This window comes from Streptomyces sp. yr375, from assembly GCF_900110755.1.
Taxonomy (GTDB): Bacteria; Actinomycetota; Actinomycetes; order Streptomycetales; family Streptomycetaceae; genus Streptomyces.
Genome location: NZ_FOFF01000023.1, coordinates 49,578 through 71,365, shown reverse-complemented (window position 1 = coordinate 71,365; position 21,788 = coordinate 49,578). Strand labels below are relative to the sequence as shown.

The 21,788-nt window shown below is 72.2% G+C and carries 21 protein-coding genes; 9 read left to right on the top strand and 12 right to left on the bottom strand.

What is annotated here, in order from left to right; translation table 11 throughout:
• Nucleotides 1–58: 58 nt before the first annotated feature.
• Nucleotides 59–3,040 (top strand): class IV lanthionine synthetase LanL, encoded by a 2,982-nt coding sequence (gene lanL / locus BMZ82_RS22670; RefSeq protein WP_093778631.1) that lies wholly within the window; start codon nucleotides 59–61, stop codon nucleotides 3,038–3,040.
• 68 nt (nucleotides 3,041–3,108) lie between these two features.
• Nucleotides 3,109–3,264, top strand: coding sequence for a hypothetical protein (locus BMZ82_RS40815; RefSeq protein WP_177244608.1), 156 nt, complete (start codon nucleotides 3,109–3,111; stop codon nucleotides 3,262–3,264).
• A 106-nt stretch (nucleotides 3,265–3,370) separates the two neighbouring features.
• On the opposite strand, the gene BMZ82_RS22665 is transcribed toward BMZ82_RS40815, so the two are convergent.
• Together BMZ82_RS22665 and BMZ82_RS22660 are read right to left on the bottom strand one after the other, a co-directional pair.
• Nucleotides 3,371–3,874, bottom strand: coding sequence for a GNAT family N-acetyltransferase (locus BMZ82_RS22665; protein WP_371271284.1), 504 nt, complete (start codon nucleotides 3,872–3,874; stop codon nucleotides 3,371–3,373).
• 81 nt (nucleotides 3,875–3,955) lie between these two features.
• Nucleotides 3,956–4,618, bottom strand: a complete 663-nt coding sequence (locus tag BMZ82_RS22660) for a helix-turn-helix transcriptional regulator (protein ID WP_256252052.1) — start codon at nucleotides 4,616–4,618, stop codon at nucleotides 3,956–3,958.
• Between the two features lie 463 nt (nucleotides 4,619–5,081).
• Here BMZ82_RS22660 and ettA point away from each other — a divergent pair, with 463 nt between their 5' ends.
• From ettA to BMZ82_RS22645, 3 genes are read left to right on the top strand one after another with little or no spacing between them, the layout of a single operon-like run.
• The gene (gene ettA / locus BMZ82_RS22655) at nucleotides 5,082–6,746 is read left to right on the top strand and encodes an energy-dependent translational throttle protein EttA (RefSeq protein ID WP_093778625.1); all 1,665 of its coding nucleotides are present in this window, start codon (nucleotides 5,082–5,084) and stop codon (nucleotides 6,744–6,746) included.
• 6 nt (nucleotides 6,747–6,752) lie between these two features.
• Complete coding sequence (locus BMZ82_RS22650; RefSeq protein WP_093778623.1) at nucleotides 6,753–7,163, top strand: acyl-CoA thioesterase; 411 nt, start codon at nucleotides 6,753–6,755, stop codon at nucleotides 7,161–7,163.
• Entirely contained in the window at nucleotides 7,160–7,837 is a 678-nt protein-coding gene (locus BMZ82_RS22645; protein ID WP_093778621.1) for a DUF8010 domain-containing protein, read from the top strand. The genes BMZ82_RS22650 and BMZ82_RS22645 overlap by 4 nt, the downstream gene beginning before the upstream one ends.
• 32 nt (nucleotides 7,838–7,869) lie before the next feature.
• On the opposite strand, the gene BMZ82_RS22640 is transcribed toward BMZ82_RS22645, so the two are convergent.
• From BMZ82_RS22640 to BMZ82_RS22605, 7 genes are all read right to left on the bottom strand, one after another.
• Entirely contained in the window at nucleotides 7,870–9,327 is a 1,458-nt protein-coding gene (locus BMZ82_RS22640) for a GntT/GntP/DsdX family permease (RefSeq protein ID WP_093778619.1), read from the bottom strand.
• Entirely contained in the window at nucleotides 9,324–10,235 is a 912-nt protein-coding gene (locus BMZ82_RS22635) for an NAD(P)-dependent oxidoreductase (RefSeq protein WP_093778617.1), read from the bottom strand. The genes BMZ82_RS22640 and BMZ82_RS22635 overlap by 4 nt, the downstream gene beginning before the upstream one ends.
• A gap of 59 nt (nucleotides 10,236–10,294) precedes the next feature.
• Entirely contained in the window at nucleotides 10,295–11,740 is a 1,446-nt protein-coding gene (locus BMZ82_RS22630) for a four-carbon acid sugar kinase family protein (protein ID WP_093778615.1), read from the bottom strand.
• Nucleotides 11,741–11,800: 60 nt separating this feature from the next.
• Nucleotides 11,801–12,577: a FadR/GntR family transcriptional regulator gene (locus BMZ82_RS22625; RefSeq protein WP_093778613.1), complete on the bottom strand. Its 777-nt coding sequence runs from the start codon at nucleotides 12,575–12,577 to the stop codon at nucleotides 11,801–11,803.
• Nucleotides 12,578–12,735: 158 nt separating this feature from the next.
• The gene (locus BMZ82_RS22620; RefSeq protein ID WP_093778611.1) at nucleotides 12,736–13,149 is read right to left on the bottom strand and encodes a globin; all 414 of its coding nucleotides are present in this window, start codon (nucleotides 13,147–13,149) and stop codon (nucleotides 12,736–12,738) included.
• A 284-nt stretch (nucleotides 13,150–13,433) separates the two neighbouring features.
• Nucleotides 13,434–13,655: a hypothetical protein gene (locus tag BMZ82_RS22610; protein ID WP_371271282.1), complete on the bottom strand. Its 222-nt coding sequence runs from the start codon at nucleotides 13,653–13,655 to the stop codon at nucleotides 13,434–13,436.
• Nucleotides 13,652–13,843 carry a hypothetical protein gene (locus tag BMZ82_RS22605; RefSeq protein ID WP_093778607.1) on the bottom strand — a complete coding sequence of 64 codons (192 nt, stop codon included), beginning with the start codon at nucleotides 13,841–13,843 and terminating at the stop codon, nucleotides 13,652–13,654. The genes BMZ82_RS22610 and BMZ82_RS22605 overlap by 4 nt, the downstream gene beginning before the upstream one ends.
• A 139-nt stretch (nucleotides 13,844–13,982) precedes the next feature.
• Between BMZ82_RS22605 and BMZ82_RS22600 the strand changes: the two genes are divergently transcribed.
• From BMZ82_RS22600 to BMZ82_RS22585, 4 genes are all read left to right on the top strand, one after another.
• Nucleotides 13,983–15,230 (top strand): NsdA family TPR-like regulatory protein, encoded by a 1,248-nt coding sequence (locus BMZ82_RS22600; RefSeq protein WP_093778605.1) that lies wholly within the window; start codon nucleotides 13,983–13,985, stop codon nucleotides 15,228–15,230.
• An 84-nt stretch (nucleotides 15,231–15,314) separates the two neighbouring features.
• A complete protein-coding gene (locus BMZ82_RS22595; protein ID WP_256252051.1) occupies nucleotides 15,315–15,659 on the top strand; it encodes a hypothetical protein in 345 nt (114 codons plus the stop codon).
• The gene (locus BMZ82_RS22590; RefSeq protein ID WP_093778603.1) at nucleotides 15,646–16,134 is read left to right on the top strand and encodes an NUDIX hydrolase; all 489 of its coding nucleotides are present in this window, start codon (nucleotides 15,646–15,648) and stop codon (nucleotides 16,132–16,134) included. The genes BMZ82_RS22595 and BMZ82_RS22590 overlap by 14 nt, the downstream gene beginning before the upstream one ends.
• A 48-nt stretch (nucleotides 16,135–16,182) precedes the next feature.
• The gene (locus BMZ82_RS22585) at nucleotides 16,183–17,172 is read left to right on the top strand and encodes a methyltransferase domain-containing protein (RefSeq protein WP_093778601.1); all 990 of its coding nucleotides are present in this window, start codon (nucleotides 16,183–16,185) and stop codon (nucleotides 17,170–17,172) included.
• Between the two features lie 59 nt (nucleotides 17,173–17,231).
• Here the strand turns inward: BMZ82_RS22585 and BMZ82_RS22580 are convergent, their stop codons facing one another.
• The 3 genes from BMZ82_RS22580 to BMZ82_RS22570 form a co-directional block, all read right to left on the bottom strand.
• Complete coding sequence (locus BMZ82_RS22580; protein WP_093778599.1) at nucleotides 17,232–18,860, bottom strand: FHA domain-containing protein; 1,629 nt, start codon at nucleotides 18,858–18,860, stop codon at nucleotides 17,232–17,234.
• 62 nt (nucleotides 18,861–18,922) lie between these two features.
• Nucleotides 18,923–20,269, bottom strand: a complete 1,347-nt coding sequence (locus tag BMZ82_RS22575) for a vWA domain-containing protein (RefSeq protein ID WP_093778597.1) — start codon at nucleotides 20,267–20,269, stop codon at nucleotides 18,923–18,925.
• 166 nt (nucleotides 20,270–20,435) lie between these two features.
• On the bottom strand, nucleotides 20,436–21,788 hold the full coding sequence (locus BMZ82_RS22570) for a PP2C family protein-serine/threonine phosphatase (protein ID WP_093778740.1): 1,353 nt from the start codon (nucleotides 21,786–21,788) through the stop codon (nucleotides 20,436–20,438).

Here is a 21,788-nt window from a genome sequence, read left to right as displayed (position 1 = left end):
GTCACCGGCTGGCGGGTCGGCGTCCTAGCGTGGGGTGTGGCGAGCGTGGAGGTGTGGAATGTGTACGAGTCACCCTGAAGTCGGGCTTCGGCAGGCGGAGTTCGGGTCGGCGCGGGTCGAGCTCGGCGGTGACCACACCTACCGGGAGATCGTGACCCGCGTCGGCGCGGTTGCGGAGGGCGGGGAGGCCGAGGAGACCGGGGAGGGCTGGCGGAGCGATGTCCGTGACGTCTGGTGTGTCATGGCCCCGCCCGGTGCCGCGCTTCGTACGCAGGGCTGGAAGATCCATCTGTCGGCGACCCCGCACTCCGCGGAGGACGTGTTGGGCGCTGCCGCCCGGGTGCTGACGCGGGAGCGGGTCGTCTTCAAGTTCGCGCGGGACCAGAGTCGCCTGCGGAGTCTGCTGTCCAGGAGTACGGTCCGGGGTTCGGCGGGGAAGTTCATCACCGTCTACCCGGGGGACGACACGCAGTTCGTCCGGCTTCTCGATGCCCTGCAGCGCGTCACGGAGGGGATGGAGGGGCCGGCCGTCCTGTCCGACCGCCGCTACCGGCCGGACAGTGTCGTGCACTACCGCTACGGAGGCTTCGGCGGTCTTCCGCCCAGGCTCGACGACGGCGGCTTCTACGTCCCCGTCCTCGTCGCGCCCGACGGCGGCTGGGCTCCCGACGAGCGCAACGCCTGGTTCTCGCCCCCGTCCTGGGCCGCGCTGCCGCCACTGCCCGGTGCCGAGACCGCGACCGCGGCTGGGGACGGGGCGCGTGCGCGGGCCGGGGCGTCGGCCTCGGGAGGTACGACGGCTCCGTCTCCCGTCCTTCTCGGCGGTCGCTTTCTGGTGCGCAATGCCGTTCGGCACTCCAACAAGGGGGGTGTCTACCGTGCGCTCGACCGGCACGACGGTGATCGCGCGGTCGTGTTGAAGGAAGCGCGTCCCCACATCGAGGCCAAGTCGGACGGGACGGATATCCGGGACCAGCTCTGGAACGAGCACCGCGTCCTGACCCTGCTGGAGCCGTTGGACATCGCGGTGCGGCCTGTGGGTCTGTTCGAGTATCAGGGCCATGTCTTTCTCGCCGAGGAGGAGGTGCCCGGCGCGAGTCTGCGGACCTGGGCGCGAGACCTCGTCCAGGCGGAGCCCGGCCGGTTCCTGGCCCCCGAGCAGGTGCTTCCGGTGGCCCGGCGTCTGGTGGACCTGGTCGCCGCCGTGCACGACAAGGGGCTGGCGCTGCGGGACCTCACCCCCGGCAACGTGATGGTGACGCCGAAGGGCGAACTGCTCCTCATCGACACCGAGTTCGTGGCGATGGCCGGTGAGCGGGTGACCCCCGTCGGCACCCCCGGTTTCATGGCACCCGAGGTCCGCACCGGAGCGGCCCGTATCGGAGCGGACGGGACTGGAGCGGACGGGACTGGAGCTGCCCGTACCGGAGTTGACCGCACGATCGTGGCGACGACGGCCGCCGATCTCTACAGTCTCGGCGCGACGCTCTTCTACCTGTGCACCGGCAGCGTCCCCTACCTGGCCGACGACCGGCCCGGCACCGCCGACGGACCGCAGTCGCAGCCGCGCCCTCGGTCGCGTCCGCACGACGCGCGGGTGCGGAACCTGGTGGGGGCCGTCGCCGCCGACAGTCCGGCGCTCGCCGCCCTCGCCCCGCTCGTCACCGCGCTCATGCGGGAGCAGCCGGAGCGGCGGCCCGAGCCGGCCGAGGCGAAGGACGCCCTGCGCACCATGCCCGCCCCGCACGCACCGCCCACGGCGTGGGCGATCGTGGAGCCGCCGCAGCCCCTCGTCCCCATCGACGCGGAACGGCTGCTCACCGACGGTTGGGACGAGCTCGCCGCCGCCCTGACCCCGTCCTCCGGGCGCGCCCCCTGGTCCGCTCCGACGGTCGGCGGGAAGCGCTTCGACCCGTTCGCCGTGCACGCGGGCGGCGCGGGGACGCTCGAGGTACTGCGTCGCGGGGCCCAGACCGGGCACGGCGGGGAGAGACTGCGCGACGCATTGCGCACCGCTCTGACCTGGCTGGACCGGCACGTCGACCGGGAGTCGCGACAACTGCCCGGCCTCTACTTCGGCCGCGCGGGCACCTACTGGGCCATGTACGAGGCCGCCGACACGCTCGGCGAGGAGGAGATCCGGCAGCGCAGCGCGCGGCGTGCCAAGCGCCTGCCCACGGTGTGGCCGGTGGCCGACATCACCCACGGCCTCGCGGGGAACGGCCTCGCGCAGTCGCACCTGTGGCGTCGTACCGGGGACGAGGAGTTCCGGGACCGGGTGGAGCGGTGCGTCACCTCCCTGCTCGACGCCCGTACGGCCCAGGGGCACAGGTGGCTGGAACCGGACGAGTTGCGCGGCACGCCCAACCCCGGTGACCTCGGTTTCGCGCACGGGATCGCCGGGATCGCCACCTTCGTGCTGGCCGCGGCGCGCGACCTGGACCGTACGGACCTCCTCGACGCGGCGGCGCGCAGCGGGGAGCTGCTGGTCTCGCTGGCCCGCGAGGACGGCAACGGCGTCACCTGGCCCGGGGCGACGGCCTCCACGGACGACGACCTGGCCATGCGCCTGGCCTACGGGTGCGGGTGGTGCAACGGGGCACCGGGAATCGGCACCTTCCTGATCCGGCTGTGGCAGGTCACCGGGGACGACCGGCTGCGGGCAGTCGCGCACCGGGCCGCGGTCAGCGCGCGCCGCCAGAAGTGGCTGCTGGGCCCGTCGCACTGTCACGGGCTCGCCGGAAACGGGGAGTTCCTGTTGGACATGGCGGCCGCGACCGGTGAGAGCCGTTACCGGGACTGGGCCGCGGAACACGTCACGGCGCTGCACCGGTTCTGTGCGTTGCGCGAGGACCGGTGGGTCGTCGTGGCGGAGTCCGCCACCGGGAGCTCCGACCTGCTGCACAGCTACAACCTGGGCATGGCCGGACCGATCGGATTCCTCCACCGCTTCCACCACGGCGGTGACCGCTGGTGGATGGCGGACGACTCCCCGCCGACGGCACCCAGCCGCGGGCAGGACCGTCCGTGGCGCGCATGAACCCACGCACGAACCCACGCGACAACCCGCGAGGGACACGACGGAACCACGACAGAAGGGTGGGCACGATGACGGACAGGACGACGGACGTGGTCACGGACAAGGTCGAGGACTTGCAGATGCTGGCGGCGACGGAGATGGTCAACGCAGCCGGTCTGCACGAGATGATCTGCTGCTTCGACACGATCACCGGCATCGGTGAGACGCACGCCTTCGTAGCCTGACCGGACCTCCATCCGACCCGGACGCGCCTCGTCAGGTGAGAGCGGCGCTCGGGTCCCGCCCCGCCGGATCCCCCTCCGTCCGGCGGGGCACCCCGCGCCTCGAAAATCACTGTTCTCCGGGTTCTCCGGTGCCGTGCGACTGCCAGAGGACCGTGTCGTCGTACCGCTGAGCCGTGGGCGTGAGTCCCGCGGAGTCGGCGACGGCTCGGGAGGCTCGGTTGTCGGGGTGGATGTTGGCGACCACGATGTCGACGCGCCGGCTGTGGAGCCAGCCGCGGAGCGCCCGGGCCGTCTCCTTGCCGATGCCGCGGCCCTGCCAGGGCGATCCCACGACCATGGAGACGGCCGCGCTCGGGCCGCGGTCGGACGGCGAGACCGTCGCCTGGACGAAGCCCGTGAGGCAGTAGGCCTCGCGCAGGTGGATGACCCAGTTGCACCACGAGATCGTCGAGTCCGTGTCCGACGACGTGGCGAGCAGCCACTCGTAGGCGGCCCGCAGCCGCTCCACGGACGGCGGTTCGCCGCCGCCGAAGAACCGCGCGGAGACGTCCGGGTCGGCCAGCACGCCGGCCATCTCCTCCGCGTGCTCCACCCGCAGCGGCAGCAGCACGAGCCGTTCGGTATGAATCGGCGAAACCGACAGGTGTCCCATGTGTTGTCCCACCACTACGCTCCCGTCACCGCGCGAGGCTCACAGGTCGTCCAGGGAAATCAGCCCGTCCTGGACGGCCCTGGCCAGGAGTTGGGCCTTGGTGGTCGCCGGGCGGCCCACGTCGGCGTACTTGACGCGGACGCGCTCCAGGTAGGTGTTCACGGTCCGTACGGACAGCCACAGGCATTCCGCGACGACGGCCTTGGACTCGCTCTGCAGCCACTTCAGCAGCACGTCGGCCTCGCGTGGTGACAGCCGGGGCCGCTTGAGGCCCCGGCCGCCGCGTGGACCGCTGAGCGCCGGGGACTCGTAGCGCGCGCCGCGCGCCGCGGCGTAGGTGGCCTGGAGGAGATGCCGCCGCCCCTCGGCCCTGGTGAGGTACGTGAACGCGCCGAGGTCCAGACAGGTGAGCGCCGCGTGCCGGCTTCCCTCGACGTCGTAGACGATCACCCGCCGCCGGGAGTGGGCCAGTTGCTCGAGGTCCCCGTAGGCGGGCGTGCCGTTCCGCTGCCCGAGGGCGAGGACGACGACGTGGGCGTCCCGCCCCGGCCCCGCGAGCGCCGTCGCCACCCGGACGCCCTTGGCCCGCACCTCGATCGGGGGGTCCGAGGCGGCGTACCACGACTCGAACCCCGCGAGCACCACCGGATGATCGCCGACCAGCGTGACCCCGACCGCGTCGACCCGCGCCAACTCCGCCACCTCTGCATCGCCCCCTCGGCCGGTGACTCCAACAGACCCCTGCCGCCACTGTCCGCCCCGAAGGACGCCACGTCCTCGGCGATCACCACCGTTACACCGGCCCGGCGCCACCTCACCGGCTCCCGGCGGAAATGGGGAGGTCGACCATCATGCTCACGTCACCGCGACCACCGGCATCGGCATCTGCATCGCCACGGGGGGTTCCGTCACGGGGGGTTCGACCGAGCGAGGTCCACCCGAGATCAGGCTCGGGTCGCGCGTCCCGCGTCCACCAGGGCCGGTCCCCCTTCGCCGTTTCACCGTTTAACCGTTCCACGGCCCCGCCCCGCCGCGCCGCTGTGGTCATCCCCGAACCCCCAGCTCACAGCCCCCCGACCAAACGGGTTACCACCCGGGGGTGGACCTCAGGCAAGATGGGGTGTATCTGCCCACTGCCTGATTTCAAGCTGCCGGACGGTTTCTCTTGGCTGAGTACATCTACACCATGCGCAAGACGCGCAAGGCACACGGCGACAAGGTCATCCTTGACGACGTAACGCTGAGCTTCCTGCCCGGCGCGAAGATCGGTGTGGTCGGGCCGAACGGTGCCGGTAAGTCCACCGTTCTCAAGATCATGGCGGGGCTCGAGCACCCCTCCAACGGTGACGCGTTCCTGTCGCCCGGGTACAGCGTCGGCATGCTGTTGCAGGAGCCGCCGCTCGACGAGGCCAAGACCGTCCTGGAGAACGTGCAGGACGGCGCCGCCGAGATCATGGGCAAGCTGAAGCGGTTCAACGAGGTCGCCGAGCTCATGGCGACCGACTACTCGGACGCGCTGCTCGACGAGATGGGCAAGCTCCAGGAGGACCTGGACCACGCCAACGCGTGGGACCTGGACACCCAGCTCGAGCAGGCCATGGACGCCCTGGGCTGCCCGCCCGGCGACTGGCCCGTCACCAACCTCTCCGGTGGTGAGCGCCGCCGCGTCGCGCTCTGCAAGCTCCTCCTCGAAGCCCCTGACCTGCTGCTTCTCGACGAGCCCACCAACCACCTGGACGCCGAGTCCGTGCAGTGGCTGGAGCAGCACCTCGCGAAGTACCCCGGCACCGTCGTCGCCGTCACCCACGACCGGTACTTCCTGGACAACGTCGCCGAGTGGATCCTCGAGCTCGACCGCGGTCGCGCCCACCCCTACGAGGGCAACTACTCCACCTACCTCGACACCAAGGCGTCCCGCCTCAAGGTCGAGGGGCAGAAGGACGCGAAGCGCGCCAAGCGGCTCAAGGAGGAGCTGGAGTGGGTGCGCTCCAACGCGAAGGGACGCCAGGCCAAGTCGAAGGCGCGTCTCGCCCGCTACGAGGAGATGGCCGCCGAGGCCGACAAGATGCGGAAGCTGGACTTCGAGGAGATCCAGATCCCGCCGGGCCCGCGGCTCGGTTCCATCGTCGTCGAGGTCAGCAACCTCTCCAAGGCCTTCGGCGACAAGGTCCTCATCGACGACCTCTCCTTCACGCTGCCGCGTAACGGCATCGTCGGCGTCATCGGTCCGAACGGCGCGGGCAAGACCACCCTCTTCAAGATGATCCAGGGTCTGGAGACCCCGGACTCCGGCTCCATCAAGGTCGGCGAGACCGTCAAGATCTCGTACGTCGACCAGAGCCGCGCGAACATCGACCCCAAGAAGTCGCTGTGGGCCGTCGTCAGCGACGAGCTGGACTACATCAACGTGGGCCAGGTCGAGATGCCCTCCCGCGCCTACGTCTCCGCCTTCGGCTTCAAGGGCCCCGACCAGCAGAAGGCCGCCGGCGTCCTGTCCGGCGGTGAGCGCAACCGCCTGAACCTCGCGCTCACCCTCAAGCAGGGCGGCAACCTGCTCCTCCTCGACGAACCGACCAACGACCTCGACGTCGAGACCCTGTCCTCCCTGGAGAACGCGCTGCTGGAGTTCCCGGGTGCGGCCGTGGTCGTCTCCCACGACCGGTGGTTCCTGGACCGGGTGGCCACGCACATCCTCGCCTACGAGGGTGACTCCAAGTGGTTCTGGTTCGAGGGCAACTTCGACTCGTACGAGAAGAACAAGATCGAGAGGCTCGGCGCCGACGCCGCGCGTCCGCACCGCGCCACCTACAAGAAGCTGACCCGGGGCTGATCGATCTTGCGGCACATCTACCGCTGCCCGCTGCGCTGGGCGGACATGGACGCGTACGGCCACGTCAACAACGTGGTCTTCCTCCGCTACCTGGAGGAAGCCCGTATCGACTTCCTGTTCCGTCCGGAGAAGAACTTCAAGCAGGGGTCCGTGGTGGCGCGCCACGAGATCGACTACAAGCGGCAGCTCGTCCACCGGCACACGCCCGTGGACATCGAGCTGTGGATCACGGAGGTACGGGCGGCGTCCTTCACCATCGCCTACGAGGTGAAGGACGACGACCTGGTCTACGTACGGGCGTCGACGGTGGTCGTGCCGTTCGACTTCGAGACCGGGCGACCGCGCCGGCTCACCGGCGAGGAGCGCGAGTTCCTCCAGGAGTACCGGGACGACGCCGAGAAGGCCGTCGCCGCATGACGGTGCTCCACCTCGCCGACGAGGGGGAGGCCGCGGACCTCGCGGCCTTCCTCTCCCGGCTGCTCCACTACGACCGTGGCGCGGCGGTCCGTCTCCAGGCGGCCGGCACCGCGCTCGCCGTCTTCGGGCGTCCGCCGTCCTTCGAGGTGCTCGCGATCCGCGCGGTCCGCCTCGCCAAGCCGTACGAGAACGGCCTCGACGTCACGCTCGACGTGACGGTGTCGGCGGGTGAGCTGCTGGAGTCCGTCGACGAGAGCGCCGCGACGGCCGTCGTTCCCGCGGCCGTCACCGGGCCGCCGTGGGCCGGGGTGCTGCCGCCGCGCGGCGGCTGGCGGCCCGAGCCGGGACTGCCGGCGCCGGACGCGCTGCGGGCGACGGTCGGCGCGGTCGTCGCCGAATTCCGGTCCCGCAGCGAGGAGTTGGCGGACGAGCAGCGCACGCGCGCCGAACTCGACCGGATCGGGCGGGAGATCTGGTCCCGGCCGGTCGGTGACACCGGCCTTCCGGTACGGGCCGTGCACGCGGCCCAGTCGCTCGGTTTCCTTCGCCCTTCGGCGAGTTCGGGAGATCTCGCGCTGCTCTCCCTCGGCGGCTGGCTGCGGCTGCGCACGCCGTACGGGTCGATCGCCGTACGGCGGGCGGGGCTGGGGATCCCGGTCCTCAGCGTTCGCTGATCCCCGCCCCGTGGCACCGTCGTACCGATAACTCAGACCAACGGCCAGAGCGCTGCCGTCAGGGCGAAGCCGATGACGCCCATCGTGGTCGTCAGGACCGTCCAGGTGCGCAGGCCGGAGGCCACGTCCAGGCCGGCCAGCTTGGTGAACATCCAGTAGCCCGCGTCGTTGATGTGCGAGACGGCGAGTCCGCCCGCGCCCATCGCCAGGGCGACCAGGGAGAGTTGGCCGGTGGACAGGTCGGCGCGCGCCAGGAGCGGGGTGAGGATGCCCGCCGCCGTGATCAGCGCCACCGTCGTCGAGCCCTGGGCCGCGCGCAGGGCCAGCGCCGTGAGGAAGGCCAGGAGGAGCGCCGGCAGGCCGGTGCGGTCCAGGACGTCGGCGATCGCGTCGCCGATACCGCTGGCCACCAGCACCTTGCCGAAGACCCCGCCCGCGCCCGCCACCAGTATCACCATGGCCACCGGCGGCAGCGCCGAGCCCATCACGTTCGCGATGTGCGCGCGGTCCCAGCCACGGCGCGCGCCGAGGAGGTACGCGCACAGCGCCACGTCGATCAGCAGGGCCACCATCGGCGCGCCGAGGACGGTGAGGGTGGCCCGGAGGGTGGAGCCCGCGCCGTCCTCGGCCAGCAGGTTCTGGCCGAGCGTGCCGGCGAGGATCAGCAGGATCGGGGTGACGATCAGGGCCAGGACCATGCCGAAGGAGGGGGCGGATGGGGAGGGGGCGTCCGTGGTCGTCTGGTGCGCGGGCTTTGTGAGTACGGCGGTGCCGTGGCCGTCATCTGCCGGGTCGGCGGCGGGAGTTGAGGAGGCCGTTCCGGGAGTGGGCGGGTCCTCGCCGTAGACCTCCGCGTGCACCGCCGGGTCCATCGGGTACTCGCGGCGGGTGATCCGGCGGGAGACCAGGTAGCCCAGCAGGACCACGACCGCCGTGATCGGGATGCCGAGGAGCAGGACCAACCCCTGGTCCGCGCCGATGGCCTGGGTGACGGCGACCGCGCCGGGGTGCGGCGGCAGGAAGGCGTGCACGGTGAGCATCGCCGCGCCCATCGGGAGGGCGTAGCCGAGCAGCGGCTTGCGCGAAGCGCGGGCGACGCCGTACGCGATCGGCATCAGGATGATCAGGCCGACCTCGAAGAAGACGGGGATGCCGAGGACGAAACCGGCGACGGTGAGCGCGAGAGGGGTGCGCTGGGAGCCGAAGCGGTCGATGAGGGAGTGCGCGAACGACGCGGCACCGCCGGAGAGTTCGATGATCCGGCCGATCATGGCGCCCAGGGCGATGATCGTGGCGATGTGGCCCAGCGTGGACCCCATGCCCTCCTCGATGGTCTTCACCAGGTCGGCGGCCGGGACGCCGGCGACGAGCGCGACGCCGATGGAGACGACGACCAGCGCGACGAACGGCTGGACCTTGGCGCGCAGGATGAGCAGCAGGAGGCCGGCGACGCCGACGGCGGCCGTCAGCAGCAGCGCGGTGTGGCTCATCGGGTGCCTCCCGCTGGGGACTTGGGGGACAGGACCGTGACGACCGACGAGTCGTCGTGCGCGGCGAGCCCGGCCGCCTCGCCGAGGAGGTAGAGCTGCTGGGCGGCGGAGGCGAGCGGGACGGGGACGTGGGCGTCCTTCGCGATGCCGGTGACGATGCCCATGTCCTTCACGAAGATGTCCAGGCGGGACTTCACCTCGGGGGCGGTGTCGTTGGCGTACGTCTCGACCATGCGGGGGCCGCGGTCGGCGAACATGAAGGAACCGGCAGCGCCGTGGCGCAGGCTCTCGACGACCGTCGCGGGGTCGAGGCCCAGGCCGCGGGCGAGGGCGACGGCTTCCGCCGCGGCGGCGATGTGCACACCGGCGAGGAGCTGGTTGATCGCCTTGAGCGCCTGGCCGTCGCCGGGGCGGGGGCCTACGACGGTGAGGGTGGAGGCCAGCAGGTCCAGCACCGGACGGGCCAGGTCGAGGGCCTTGTCGGCCGCGCCCACGACGATCAGCAGATCGCCGTTCCCGGCGCGGACCGGGCCGCCGCTGACGGGCGCGTCGACCGTGTGGACGCCCTGCTCGGCGAGGCGGGCGGCCGTCGCGCGGGCGGCTTCCGGGCCGACGGTGCTGGTCAGGACGACCGTGGCACCGGCGCGGAGCGTCTCGGCGACGCCGTTCGCGGCGAACAGGGCGGCCTCGACCTGTGCCTGGTCGCGTACGGCGAGCAGGACGACGTCGGCCTCGCGGGCGGCGTCGGCGGGGGTGCGCGCGGCCGTGCCGCCCGCCGCGGTGAGCTGGGCGACGCGCTCCTCGGCCACGTCGAACGCCGTGACGGGGAGGTGGGCGGCGAGGCGGGTGGCCATGGGCAGGCCCATGGCACCCAGGCCGATCACTGCGGTGCGGGGACGGGGAGACATCGGGTGCCTTTCTGGGCAGCGGGGAGGGAGAGCGGCGGGGGGGAGTAAGGGGGGCGGCGTCAGGCGGCGCTTCGTAGGAGGGCGAGGGCGTCGGTGAGGGCGTCGTCGCCGCCGACGTTTCCGGCGAACACGATGTAGGGGATGCCGGCGGCGGGGCCGTCGACGGGCTGCCACAGCGAGACGATGCCGGGGAGCAGGGTGCCGCGGGCCCAGGCGCGGCGGATCTCCAGGCCATGGGTGGCGGTGTCGCTGGAGGTGATGCCGCCCTTGGCGATGACGAAGGCCGGGCGGCGGGTCGCGGTGATCGCCCGGACCGTCTCGACCAGGGCCGCGGAGACGCTGCGGGAGATGGCGAGGCTCTCGTCGGGGTCGGCGGCGGTGACCACGGTGCGGGTGGTGCGGATGACCGTGTCGGCCGTGGCCATCGCGGTCGCCGCGGCGGTGGCGATCTCGCGGATGTGCGCCTCGCGGCGGGCCGGGTCGAGGAGCCTGGCCACGTCGAGTTCGTACTCGGCGAGGTCCGTCGTACTGTCCCGCAGGCGGTTCAACTGGCGGGTGGTCAGGGAGACATGGGAGCCGACGACGATCAGCCCGTGCGGCGCGGGTGCGCGCAGGGGCGTCAACTCGGCGGCGGTGAGCGGCGGGTGGGCCGGCTGGCCGGAGCGGGCGCGGACGAAGGACGGGCCGACCCGGTAGAGGAGCCGTGCGCCTAGCGTCTCCGCCTCGGCCGTGGCGAGGGCCAGGACGCGCAGGTCGTCGTCGCAGACCGCGTCCACCACGGCGGTCAACCCGTCGCGGAGCGTGCGGAGTTGCTCGGCGACGTGGGCGGGGCCGCCGGTGCGCAGGTCGGTGAGGGTGATGCGGACGACCTTGTCGGCGGGGACGCGGCCCTTCGTCTTCTCCTCCACCCAGTCGGGGAGGGCGGACGAGGTGTAGCCGAAGGTGGCGTCCTGCGCGAACTCGCTCTCGCCGACCGGGAGAAGGCCGTCCGGGGTGCGCATCCAGTGCGTCGAGTCGACGGTGAGGCGGCCCGCCTCGATGTACGCGGGGACCAGGACGACCCCGTCCGGGGCGGTGCCGGTCGCCGTCAACTCCTCGGCCAGGACGTCCGTTTCGAGCGGGAAGTGGCCGCGCAGGGTGGAGTCGCCGCGGGACGCGATGACGTACGGGACCTGCTCGGCCTGGGAGGCCTCGTGCAGGGCGCGGACGATCTCGCGGTTGCGGGCGGCGGCGTCCTGGGGGGCCAGGCTGCGGGTGTTGGTGAGGACGAAGAACGCGGGGCTGTCCTGGCGCAGGGCCCAGCGCAGGTCGTCCACCGACCAGGTGGTGAGGACCGGTATGTCCTTGACGGTCTGGGTGCCGGTGGGGTCGTCGTCGAGGACGGCGAGCCGGGGGGCCGACTCCATACGGGCCGCCACCTCGGATGGCGCGATCTCCCTGACGGGAGGCAGACCGGCGAGCACGTCGGACTCGGGGAAGGCGAGGGCATGGCGAGGCAGGGACATGGCGGGTTCCTGGGGTGGGGGTGAAAGCGGGGGGGGGGGAGGGGGGGGAAGGCGGGGGTGTTACCCGGCGGACCCGGCGGACCCGGCGGACCCGGCGGACCCGGCGGACCCGGCGGACCCGGCTGACTTGGCCACGTGTGTGCGGTAGTCCGTCGCCGTCTGGTTCATGTGGGCGTTCATCGCCTCGCGGGCGCTGTCCGGGTTGCCGGACTCCAGGGCCGCGAGGACCTCCTCGTGGTGGGCGATCGCGTTGACCCGGATCTGAGGCACGGCGGAGGTCTCGCGCCGGCCCTCGGCGAGGAGGGCGCCGAAGGGCTCGAAGAGGAGCGGGACGAAGAGGTTGCCCGTCGCCCGCATCACCGTCGCGTGGAAGTCGATGTCGGCCTGCACGAACTTCTCCGTGTCGGCCTCGTCGGCGGCGTCGCGCATGGTGGCGAGGTGTTCGCGCAGGTCCGCGAGGTGGGTCTCGTCGCGGCGCAGGGCGGCCAGTTCCGTCGCGCCGTTCTCGATGAGGCGCCGGGCCTCGATCAGCCGCTCGGAGAGGGAGGAACGGGAGGTGGGGGAGGTGGGGGAGGAGTGCGAGGTGTGGGACGCGGCGCGTACCACCGCCTCCAGGGCCGTCCAGCGGTCCGGCGGGTTCACGTAGGTGCCACGGCCCCGGACCACCCGTACGACGTTCTTCGCCCGCAACTGCTTCACGGCCTCGCGCACGGTGAGCCGGCTCACGGCGGCCTGCTCGGCGAGCTCGGCCTCCGGGGGGAGGGCGGCGTCCGGCTGGTGGGTGCCGTCGATGATCTCGCTGAGCAGACGCTCGGCGAGGTCTTCGGAGAGCGACATCGTTGGGCCTCCGGGCGGGCGGGATCAGGAAGTACGGGAGTGCGGGGGCGCGGGAGTGTGGGGTGCGGACATCTGACATCAGACGTCTGATGTCTCGACGGAGGTAACCATGACAGCGGGTTTCGGCCCGCGTCAATACCCTGACCAATACCCTGTGATCACTCCGGGGTGTTCACCATGGACGCCGCCGCGTACGTCAGGTAGTTCCACAGCGTCTGCTCGTGCTCCTCGGAGAGGCCGAGCTCGTCGACCGCGTCCCGCATGTGCTTCAGCCAGGCGTCGTGCGCGGCCCGGTCCACGGCGAACGGGGCGTGCCGCATGCGCAGGCGCGGGTGCCCGCGGTTGTCGCTGTACGTCGTCGGACCGCCCCAGTACTGCATGAGAAACAGCGCGAAACGCTCCTCGGCCGGACCCAGGTCCTCCTCGGGATACATCGGCCGCAGGATCGGATCCCCGGCGACTCCCTCGTAGAACCGGTGGACCAGTCGCCGGAAGGTCTCCTCCCCGCCGACCTGCTCGTAGAAGGTCTGCTCCTGAAGCGTGCCCCGCCGAATCTCTGTCACGCCTCCCATGGTCTCAGACGGGGAGACGGAGGTTAAGAACGGAAAGCAGGCACCAGAACCGGACGTGCGGAGCCGCCCCGGTTTCCGATCGGGGCGGCTTGCGCCCTGTCCGGGCTACTTCGCTCCGGGCCGCCGGTGGCACGAGCAGCCACACCGCCGCACGAGCAGGATCCCCGTCGAGTGCGGCAGCGGCACGTCCTTCGTCTGCTTGCACCACGCGTGCAGGTCCGCGCAGTCCGGACGCCGCGCCACCGTGCACTCGGCGGACAGGGTCGCCTCACCGGCCGGCGCGCTCAGAGCTGCTCTCCCCTGCTCCGCGCGTTGGCCCGGGCCACGCCCGCCGACAGGCTTTCCGCCGCTGTGGCGGGCCGCAGGGGGCCCATGGCATCCCACTCCCGCCCTCCACCCGCCGGACGGAGCTGCCAACGGGTGCCGATCCGGTCCATCAACCGGCCGACCTTTCGCGTCGCCTCGTCCCAGACGAGGTCGCCCACTTGGGGCTCCTGGCCGATCACGCGCAACCACTTCCCTGATGCGCGCGCATCCGGACGTTGAGGTCGGACACCGTCGACAGATCCCCACCCCGCCGGGCCGCTCTCCGCCGTTCGGCCAACGCCGCGCAACCGCCGCACCCTTCCATCGGCACCGGTTCCGCGTTCGGCAGTCCCAGGTGCATCGGGCCGCTCATCGTCGTCTTGGTCATGTCGCCGCTCCCTCAAAGCGTCGGCCACGCCCCGGCGAGTCGGTCAGTTCTCCCGGGGTACTTGCCTGTCAACCCTCGTGCGCTGCATCATCCGTCACAATTGGGCCGTCCTATAGCCCGGCCCGATATCGTTGAATCCATGGGGGATTCCGGACCTGGCCTGTGGTCGCACCCGCAGCTCATCGCGGCCGTCACGGCCGAGGATTGGGGCGCTGTCCTCCGCACGTACCGCAAGCTCACCGGCCTGAGCCAGATGAAGCTCGGTGAGCGTGTCGGCCTGGTCCAGCCCGACGTCTCCGGTATCGAACGTGGGCACCGCCGGGTGACCTCCGTCGAGGTGCGGCAACGCATCGTGTCCGGCCTGGACATCCCGGCGGACCTCACCCGTGCGGGGGCCCGCGCCCCGGCTCAGGCGGTCGCCGGGCTGGTGCTCCCGGGCCCCGGGCCCGATGACGATCTGCTGACCCGGGTGACGAGCGTGGTGGAGTCCGAACACCGTGTGGACGCTCCCACGTTGAACTGGCTCGACCGACTGCTCGCCGAGCACCGCCGAGCCGAGGACGAGATCGGCTCGCGCCCCCTCGTACACGTGATGCGCCAGCAGCTCCGTACGGTCGTCGACCTGTACGCCGGGGCCCGTGGTCCGCTGGCCGACCGGGTGATCCGGCTCGCCTCGGAGCACGCTCAGTTCCTGGCCTGGATGGCGCAGGACCAAGGCCGGACGGCCGCCGCGCTGGCCTGGTACGACCGCTCCCACGAGTGGGCCTTGGAGGCCGGAGACGCCAATATGGCCGCCACCACCCTGTCGATGAAAGCCCACATGGCGTGGTCCGGCGGACGGGGTGACCGGGCCGTCCGGCTGGCCGAGGCCGCCCGCTGGTCCGCCCCGGGGACGTCGCTCGGGGTCCAGGGCATGGCGGCACAGATGGCCGCCCGGGGGCACGCCCTCAACGGTGACGGCGACGACGCCGAACGGCTCCTGGACGAGGCGCAGTCGCTCATCGGCCAGGCCGCCGAGCACCCCGAGGACGAGCCGGTCTGGATGTACTTCTATGGGGAGACCTGGTTCACGCTGCAACGCGGCATGGCCGCGCTGCACCTCAAGGACTGGCGGACCGCAGTCGACCACCTGACGGTCGGGCTGGCCGCCCTACCGGACGAGTACCGGCGGGACCGGACCTGGTACCGCACCTGCCTGGCACATGCGCTCGCCGGCGCCGGAGAAGCGGCGCAGGCCCTCACCGCGGCCCTGGAGGCGGTACCGGACGCCGCTGCCGTCGGCCGCCCGCACTCGTGGAACGAACTGCACACGACGGCGGCCGTGCTCCTGCGCCGGGGTGCCCCCGAGGGGCATCAGCTCGTCGCCGCACTGCGCGAATTCGACTGATCCGCGCATAACCGACGACCCGAGGCGTACGACCACGGCCCCCCCACATTCGCCCCGGGACGCGTTCCGCCGCACAGTTGAGTCATGGCCGATCACGCGCAACCGACGCGGTCCCGGGAGGAGGACGAGCGGGTGGCCCTGACCCTGTCCACGCGGATCCGCGTCACGCTGGCCGAGCTGGAGAAGATCCGCGGGCGGCCGGGCATCGCCGCGAGGTTCAGCGACGGGCACGCCCACCTGTCCGTCTTTCGGTTCGACGACGACATGATCGTCACGCCGCTGCTGACACACTCCGTCGGCCACGACGCACCTACGCTGCACCTGCGCCGCCACCAGGACGACGGGATGTTCGACCGCTTCGCGGCCCACGTCGAGGAGCTGTGGACCCGGGGCAGGCCGGTACGGGAGGAGAGCGATGGGACGCCGTGACTACGAGGACGATCCGGCCGCCCCGGCCGCGAACAGCCTGGTTCCGGCCGCGTCCGCCGTCGTGGTCGACGACGCCGGACGGATCCTCCTCCAGCGCCGCGCCGACAACGGCATGTGGGCCCTGCCCGGCGGCGCGATGAACATCGGCGAGTCCCTGCCGGACTGCGCGGTCCGGGAGACGCGCGAGGAGACCGGTTACGACGTCGAGGTGATCGGCATCGTCGGCACCTACACCAACCCGGCCCACGTCTTCGCCTACGACGACGGCGAGGTACGGCAGGAGTTCAGCATCTGCTTCCTGGCCCGGCCCGTGGACGGCGCGTTGGCCGTGTCGGACGAGTCCACGGACGTCCGCTGGTTCGAGCCGTCCGAGGTGGACGGCCTGCCCATGGTCCCCTCGATCCGCAAGCGCGTGGACGACTGGCGCACCGGCAACCTGCCCGCCGGCGCTGACGGGCGGCCCCCTTCCCCCTAGGGGACCCCCACATTCGCCCCGGGACGCGTTCCGCCGCACAGTTGAGTCATGGGCAACCATGCCGCCGACAGGGAACCGGAAGGCCTCGCCGTTTTGGCGAGCGTCGCGCGGGCTGCGCGGGCCGGGCTGGTTCGGGAGATCGAGGCGAGTGGGGCCTTCGCGGCCGACCCGGGGTGGCGGGCGGCCTTCGAGGCGGTCCCGCGTCACCTCTTCGTGCCGTACTACTACACCGGCACGGAACGGCGCTGGGGTGAGAGTCCCGACCCGCGCACCCGGGAGCGGTGGGTGCGCGGCGCGTACGAGGACGTCCCGCTGGCCACCCGGCTGCGCGACGGCGTGCTGGTCTCCTCCAGCAGTCAGCCCTCGCTGATGGCCCTGATGCTGGCCGAGCTACGGGTCGCGGACGGTGACACGGTCCTGGAGATCGGCGCGGGGACGGGCTACAACGCGGCGCTGCTGTCGTACCGGCTCGGCGCGGAGAATGTCACCACCGTCGATCTCGACCCCGAGATCACCGAGTCCGCCCGCCGGCACCTCGCCACCGCCGGGTACCGGCCGACCGTCGTCACCGGGGACGGCGCGCGCGGGGTTCCCGAACGCGCCCCCTTCGACCGGATCATCGCGACCTGCACGGTGACGGCCGTCCCGCGCGCGTGGCTGGCCCAGTGCACCCCGGGTGCGCTGATCCTCGCGCCGCTGGCCACCGGGCTGATCGCGCTGACCGTCCGGGACTCCGGGCACGCGGAGGGGCACTTCCTGCACACCGCGGCCTACTTCGTGCCACTGCGCGGGTCGGACCCGCCCGAGCCGCAGCCGGTGGCGCTCGCCGGGGTGCCGCGCCGAGCCAGGGAGAGCGAACTGTTCCGTTTCCTGCTGGCCCTGACCCGCGGCACCCTCGACCCCCAGGAGGCGTACGCCCTGTGGGAGCGCGAGGGCATGCCGGGACGGGAGCGTTACGGCGTCACGGTCGCCGCCGAGCACGCGTGGGCGTGGCTGGACGAACCGGAGGGGCCGTACGCGTGGCCCCTGCCGGGTTAGCGCCGACCGGCATCCGATTGCCCGGCCGGCCCGGTCGGCTCAGTCAGTCCGGCTGTCGCTCAGCCGCGGCGGACCGTGATCGTCGTCCAGGCACCCACGTGCACCTGGTCGCCGTCCTGGAGCGGCACCGGGACGAACGGCTGGATCGGCTCCTCGGAACCGTTGACCGTCGTACCGTTCGTCGAGTTCTGGTCGACGACGGCCCAGTTGCCGTCCGGCTGCTGGACCAGCACCGCGTGCTGGTGCGAGACGCCCGGGTCCTCCGGCGGCACCGACAGGTCTATGTCGGGGGTCTCGCCGGTGGAGTGCCGGCGGCGGCCGATGGTGATCTGGTTGCCGGTGAGCGTGCGCTGCTGCTCGGGCGAGTACGCGGGCAGGTTCAGGCCGGCGGCCTCGGGGCCCGAGCGGTGCATCATCGCCATGAAGTAGCCGCGGTCCGGGCCGATGGTCGCCGTCCAGGTCGCCGGCTGCTGCGGGTACGCCGGGCCGGGCGGCGGCGGTGGTGCCTGCGTGGCACCGGGCTGCGGGTAGCCGTAGCCACCGCCGCCCCCCTGCCCCTGGGTGTTACCCGGACCACCGGGACCACCGGGACCGCCCTGGCGGGGGTCGGCGTTCGACGGCGGGGAGATCACCCAGTCGTCGTCACCGCCGCCGAAGGGCTGGCCGCCCTGCTGCGGACGGCCCGTCCCCTGCGGGTAGCCGGGCGGACCGGACGGCTGAAACGCCTGCGGAACCCCGGGACCACCTTGGCCACCCTGACCGCCCTGGCCGCCGGGACCGCCGAAGCCTCCCTGACCCTGACCCTGACCTTGGCCCTGACCCGGGTATCCGGGTCCGGCCGTGGGTGTGGGCCCGGGCGGCGGCGGAACCTGCCGCGACGGGTTGCCGCCGAAGCCGGACGGACCACCCTGGCCACCTTGGCCGCCCTGGCCACCGGGACCACCGAAACCGCCGGGACCCGACGGACCCTGACCCGGACCCTGACCGGGACCGGAAGGCTCGCGTCCGAAGGGGTCGGAGGACTGCCCGCTCTGCTCACGCCGGTAGGGGTCCGAGGTCGGCGGACCCGACGGCGCGCGCCCGAAGGGATCGCCGGGCGGACCGGGCGGACCGGGGGGACGCCCACCGGGACCGGACGGCGGCCCGAAGGAGCTGCCACCAGGACCGGGCGGGGGGCCGGGCGGCGGCCCGGAGGGGTCACGCCCGTAGGGACCCGGCGGGATCGGCTCCGCGGGACGGTTCACCTGCGACGGACGGGACCCCTGGTACTCGAAGGAGTCGCCGCCGCCGTAGGACGGGGGCGGCGGCTGGAAACGGGCGTCGGGACCACCGGGGCCTCCACCGGGACCGCCGGGACCCTGGCCGGGGCCGGGCGCCGGCGGGCGCGGGGCGGCCGGGGTGTACGAGGTCGCCGTGTTGGTCAGGAAGTTCCACCGGCACTCCTCGCAGAACGGCGCGCCGCCCTCACGGGGCGTACGGCACTGCGGGCAGAGCTCGGGCTCGTGATCCGGCCCGGAGGACAGCCGCCGGCCGCCGGGCTGCTGCGGCGGCGGGAAGCCGTAGCCACCACCGGCGGTCGGAGGCGGCGGGGGCGGCGGGAGCGGAGGTACGGAACCGGCCATGCGGTGACCGCAGACCTCGCACCAGTCGTCGGAACCCGACTGGTGTCCGTTCGGGCAGGTCGGCATGTCGGCGCGTCCCCCTCTCTCCTTCGGTGTCCTGAAAAGTTCTTTTCAGGAGCTGGTTCAGATCACTTCTTTACACGAACAGTCTTGGTGGACCGGGTCTCGAGCGTCATCTCGTCGGCGTCCGTGACCTTCGCCTTCAGTCGCACAGTACCTGTCGTGGCATCGACCACGTCCACCACCTTCGCAAGCAGTTTCGCAGTATCTCCGTTCCCCGAGGCGCTCGCGAGCTGAACGGCCCGGCCCAGTTTGGCCGTTGCTCCATCCATATCGCCCGCTTTGCGAAGATCCAGCCCTTGTTGGATGACTTGCGCCAGTTCGGCCTGGCCGGTGTAGTGCGCGACCTGAGGGTTGATCGACGTGGAGGCGGCCATGTCGTCGGTCCACACGGCCCGTACGAGCCCCTGCGCGCCCAGGTTCTGGACGCTGCCGTCCGGCTGCGGGATGACCAGGGACACCCGCGCGGCCAGCATTTCCTGGCCGATGTTCGCGATCGGGACCTCGACGCACACGTGGTAGTCACGGGACTCGTCGCCCCAGGAACCGGTGGGGTAGTCGCCCGCGCGCGGGCCCGCCTCCGTACGGCGTCCGGTCAGGTCCTCGACCGTCGGCGCGACCTGCTTGACGAACTTGATGGCGGTGCCGACCGGGGTCCACAGCCGCAGCGCGACGTCGGCGACCTCCTTGCCCATCGCCGTCTCCATCATCTGCGTGAAGTCGGCGGCGAGACCGGCCGGGTCGGCGACGATGTCGGCGGTGCCGAGCAGGGCGGAGGCGATCCCTGTGACGTCTTTCACTTCCCAGTCGGTGCCCACGCCACGGGCGTCACAGGTGAAACGTCCGGCGCAGTCGTCGAGGGCGGCCTTGAGATCCTGCGGCGCTTCGTGCTCGTTGCGGCCGTCGGTGAGCAGGATGCCGTGCCGGATGGCGACGTCGGCGGTGGACAGCAGCCGGTCGGCCAGCCGCAGCCAGGTGCCGATCGCCGTGCCGCCGCCCGCGCTCAGCCGCCGCAGCGCCTGCTTGGCCTGCTCACGGGTGCTCGCGTCGGCGACCGCCAGCCGGCCCCCGCCCGGGTAGACCTCCTTGGCGACGTGCGTGCCGCCGACCACCGCGAAGTGCACCCCGTCGCGCAGGGTGTCGACGGCGGCGGCGGTGGCGTCGCGCGCGTTGCGCATCTTGGTCGGCGGGTAGTCCATCGAGCCGGAGCAGTCCACCATGATCGCCACGGCGGCCGACGGGCCCTGGCCCGTCGAGTACAGGTGCGGCGCGGCGACCGCGCTGCCCACCGTGCCGCCGCCGGTGGCGCTCACCGTGACGATCGCGCTGACCTCGCGCCCGCCCTCAGGCAGGTACTCGTTCTGATAGACGTCCACCGAGAACTGCGGCACGTTCGACTTCGCGAAATTGGCCATGCCTACTCAAATCCCCCTTGAAAACCCCACGTTGGTGGAGTGATGTCCCGTCATCCGGATCACGGACCGGTCCCCACCGGTCCGTCACCCTGCTTCCCCGTGTGCGTCTTACGTATTGAGTCTTGCGTCTTACTTCTCGCGTCCTGCGCTTCGTTCGTTTGCGGCCTCAGGCCGATCCTGCCCCTTGTACGGGGGCGGGGAACGGCACGACGGCCACTGTTACGTTGTCGTGGCCCCCGCCGTCGAGAGCGTGGCCGACGAGCACGCGCGCGGAGTGCAGGGGCCGTACGGCGGCGTCCGGCGGGACGACCTCGGCCATCTCCTCCGCGGCCTCGGCGTAGTTCCACAGGCCGTCCGTGCACACCACGACCACACCGGGCCGGTCCGGCTTGAAGGAGGCGGTGTGCGGCTCGAGTTCGTAGGAGTCGGCGCCGAGCCAGCCGGTGATCGCGTGGGCGCGCTCGTCGGCGTACGCCTCCGCCTCGTTCATCAGGCCCGCGGCGACCATCTGCGCGGCCCACGAGTCGTCCTCGGTGAGCCGGGCCGGAGGTGAACTGCGGTCCGCCGGCACCCAGTAGGCGCGGCTGTCGCCGACCCAGCCGACGACCAGCAGCCCGGGCGTGACGACCGACCCGACCAGGGTGCAGGCGGGGGCGTTCTGGTGCGGGGCGTGCTCGCGGGCCGTGGCCGGCTCGTCGGCCAGCGCGTTGACCGCGTGCGAGGCGGCGATGATCGCCTCGTGCATGGCCTGTTGCGGGTGCGTGCCCTGCGGCAGGGCCGCCAGCAGCGTTTCGGTGGCCGCCTTCGACGCGGCGAGGGAGGCGTCGTCGGGGCGGGTCGCGGAGGAGACGCCGTCGCAGACGATCGCCACCAGCGCGGGGGTGCCGTCGGGCAGGACGGCGCGGCCGAGGCCGAAGGCGTCCTCGTTGCGGTGGTGGCGCAGCCCGCGGTCGCTGACGGCGGCCATCGGGCCCGACTCCAGCTCCATGTGGTCGCGTTCACGCGGCTGGGCGTGCCCGCAGTTCTCGCAGTACCCGTCGCCGTCGACCCGCCCGGTACGGCAGGCCACGCACACCTTGACGGCCCCGGCCACCGCGGCGACCTCGGCGGCCACCCGGGGATCCGGCGCCTGGAGCGCGTACTCGTCCGGCTCGGCGGGCCGGTCGAACCGGACACCGGAGGCGGCGGGGGCGGCGGGAGCGGCGGAGGGAACAGCGGGGGCAGGCGATCCCGCACCGGTCCCACCGGCGAAGCCGCTCACGCCGGTGCCCGACACGGTCGTACCGCTCACCGGGGCTCCCTCCGGGGCAGCCGGTTGCGCCGAGCCGTTCATGGCGTCCGCGGTGTTCGTGGCGTTCGTGGTGTTCATGGTGAGGGTCGGATGGTCGTCCGGGCGGGGCGGTACGGCGGACAGGTCGTATCCGCACGCGCCGCAGAAACGGTCACCCGCGTCGAGCGGCTCCGCGCAGCTCGGACACGTCGGCAGGGCGGCCTGCCGGGGCTGGGGCATCTGGGACAT

Coding starts and splice junctions, on each gene's coding strand:
- BMZ82_RS22570 (WP_093778740.1), bottom strand. CDS start 21,788: ATGTCCCAGATGCCCCAGCCCCGGCAGGCCGCCCTGCCGACGTGTCCG.
- BMZ82_RS22585 (WP_093778601.1), top strand. CDS start 16,183: ATGGGCAACCATGCCGCCGACAGGGAACCGGAAGGCCTCGCCGTTTTG.
- BMZ82_RS22600 (WP_093778605.1), top strand. CDS start 13,983: ATGGGGGATTCCGGACCTGGCCTGTGGTCGCACCCGCAGCTCATCGCG.
- BMZ82_RS22635 (WP_093778617.1), bottom strand. CDS start 10,235: ATGTCTCCCCGTCCCCGCACCGCAGTGATCGGCCTGGGTGCCATGGGC.
- BMZ82_RS22620 (WP_093778611.1), bottom strand. CDS start 13,149: ATGGGAGGCGTGACAGAGATTCGGCGGGGCACGCTTCAGGAGCAGACC.
- BMZ82_RS22580 (WP_093778599.1), bottom strand. CDS start 18,860: ATGCCGACCTGCCCGAACGGACACCAGTCGGGTTCCGACGACTGGTGC.
- BMZ82_RS22625 (WP_093778613.1), bottom strand. CDS start 12,577: ATGTCGCTCTCCGAAGACCTCGCCGAGCGTCTGCTCAGCGAGATCATC.
- lanL (WP_093778631.1), top strand. CDS start 59: ATGTGTACGAGTCACCCTGAAGTCGGGCTTCGGCAGGCGGAGTTCGGG.
- BMZ82_RS40815 (WP_177244608.1), top strand. CDS start 3,109: ATGACGGACAGGACGACGGACGTGGTCACGGACAAGGTCGAGGACTTG.
- BMZ82_RS22590 (WP_093778603.1), top strand. CDS start 15,646: ATGGGACGCCGTGACTACGAGGACGATCCGGCCGCCCCGGCCGCGAAC.
- BMZ82_RS22630 (WP_093778615.1), bottom strand. CDS start 11,740: ATGTCCCTGCCTCGCCATGCCCTCGCCTTCCCCGAGTCCGACGTGCTC.
- BMZ82_RS22605 (WP_093778607.1), bottom strand. CDS start 13,843: ATGACCAAGACGACGATGAGCGGCCCGATGCACCTGGGACTGCCGAAC.
- BMZ82_RS22640 (WP_093778619.1), bottom strand. CDS start 9,327: ATGAGCCACACCGCGCTGCTGCTGACGGCCGCCGTCGGCGTCGCCGGC.
- BMZ82_RS22575 (WP_093778597.1), bottom strand. CDS start 20,269: ATGGCCAATTTCGCGAAGTCGAACGTGCCGCAGTTCTCGGTGGACGTC.
- BMZ82_RS22595 (WP_256252051.1), top strand. CDS start 15,315: ATGGCCGATCACGCGCAACCGACGCGGTCCCGGGAGGAGGACGAGCGG.
- BMZ82_RS22645 (WP_093778621.1), top strand. CDS start 7,160: ATGACGGTGCTCCACCTCGCCGACGAGGGGGAGGCCGCGGACCTCGCG.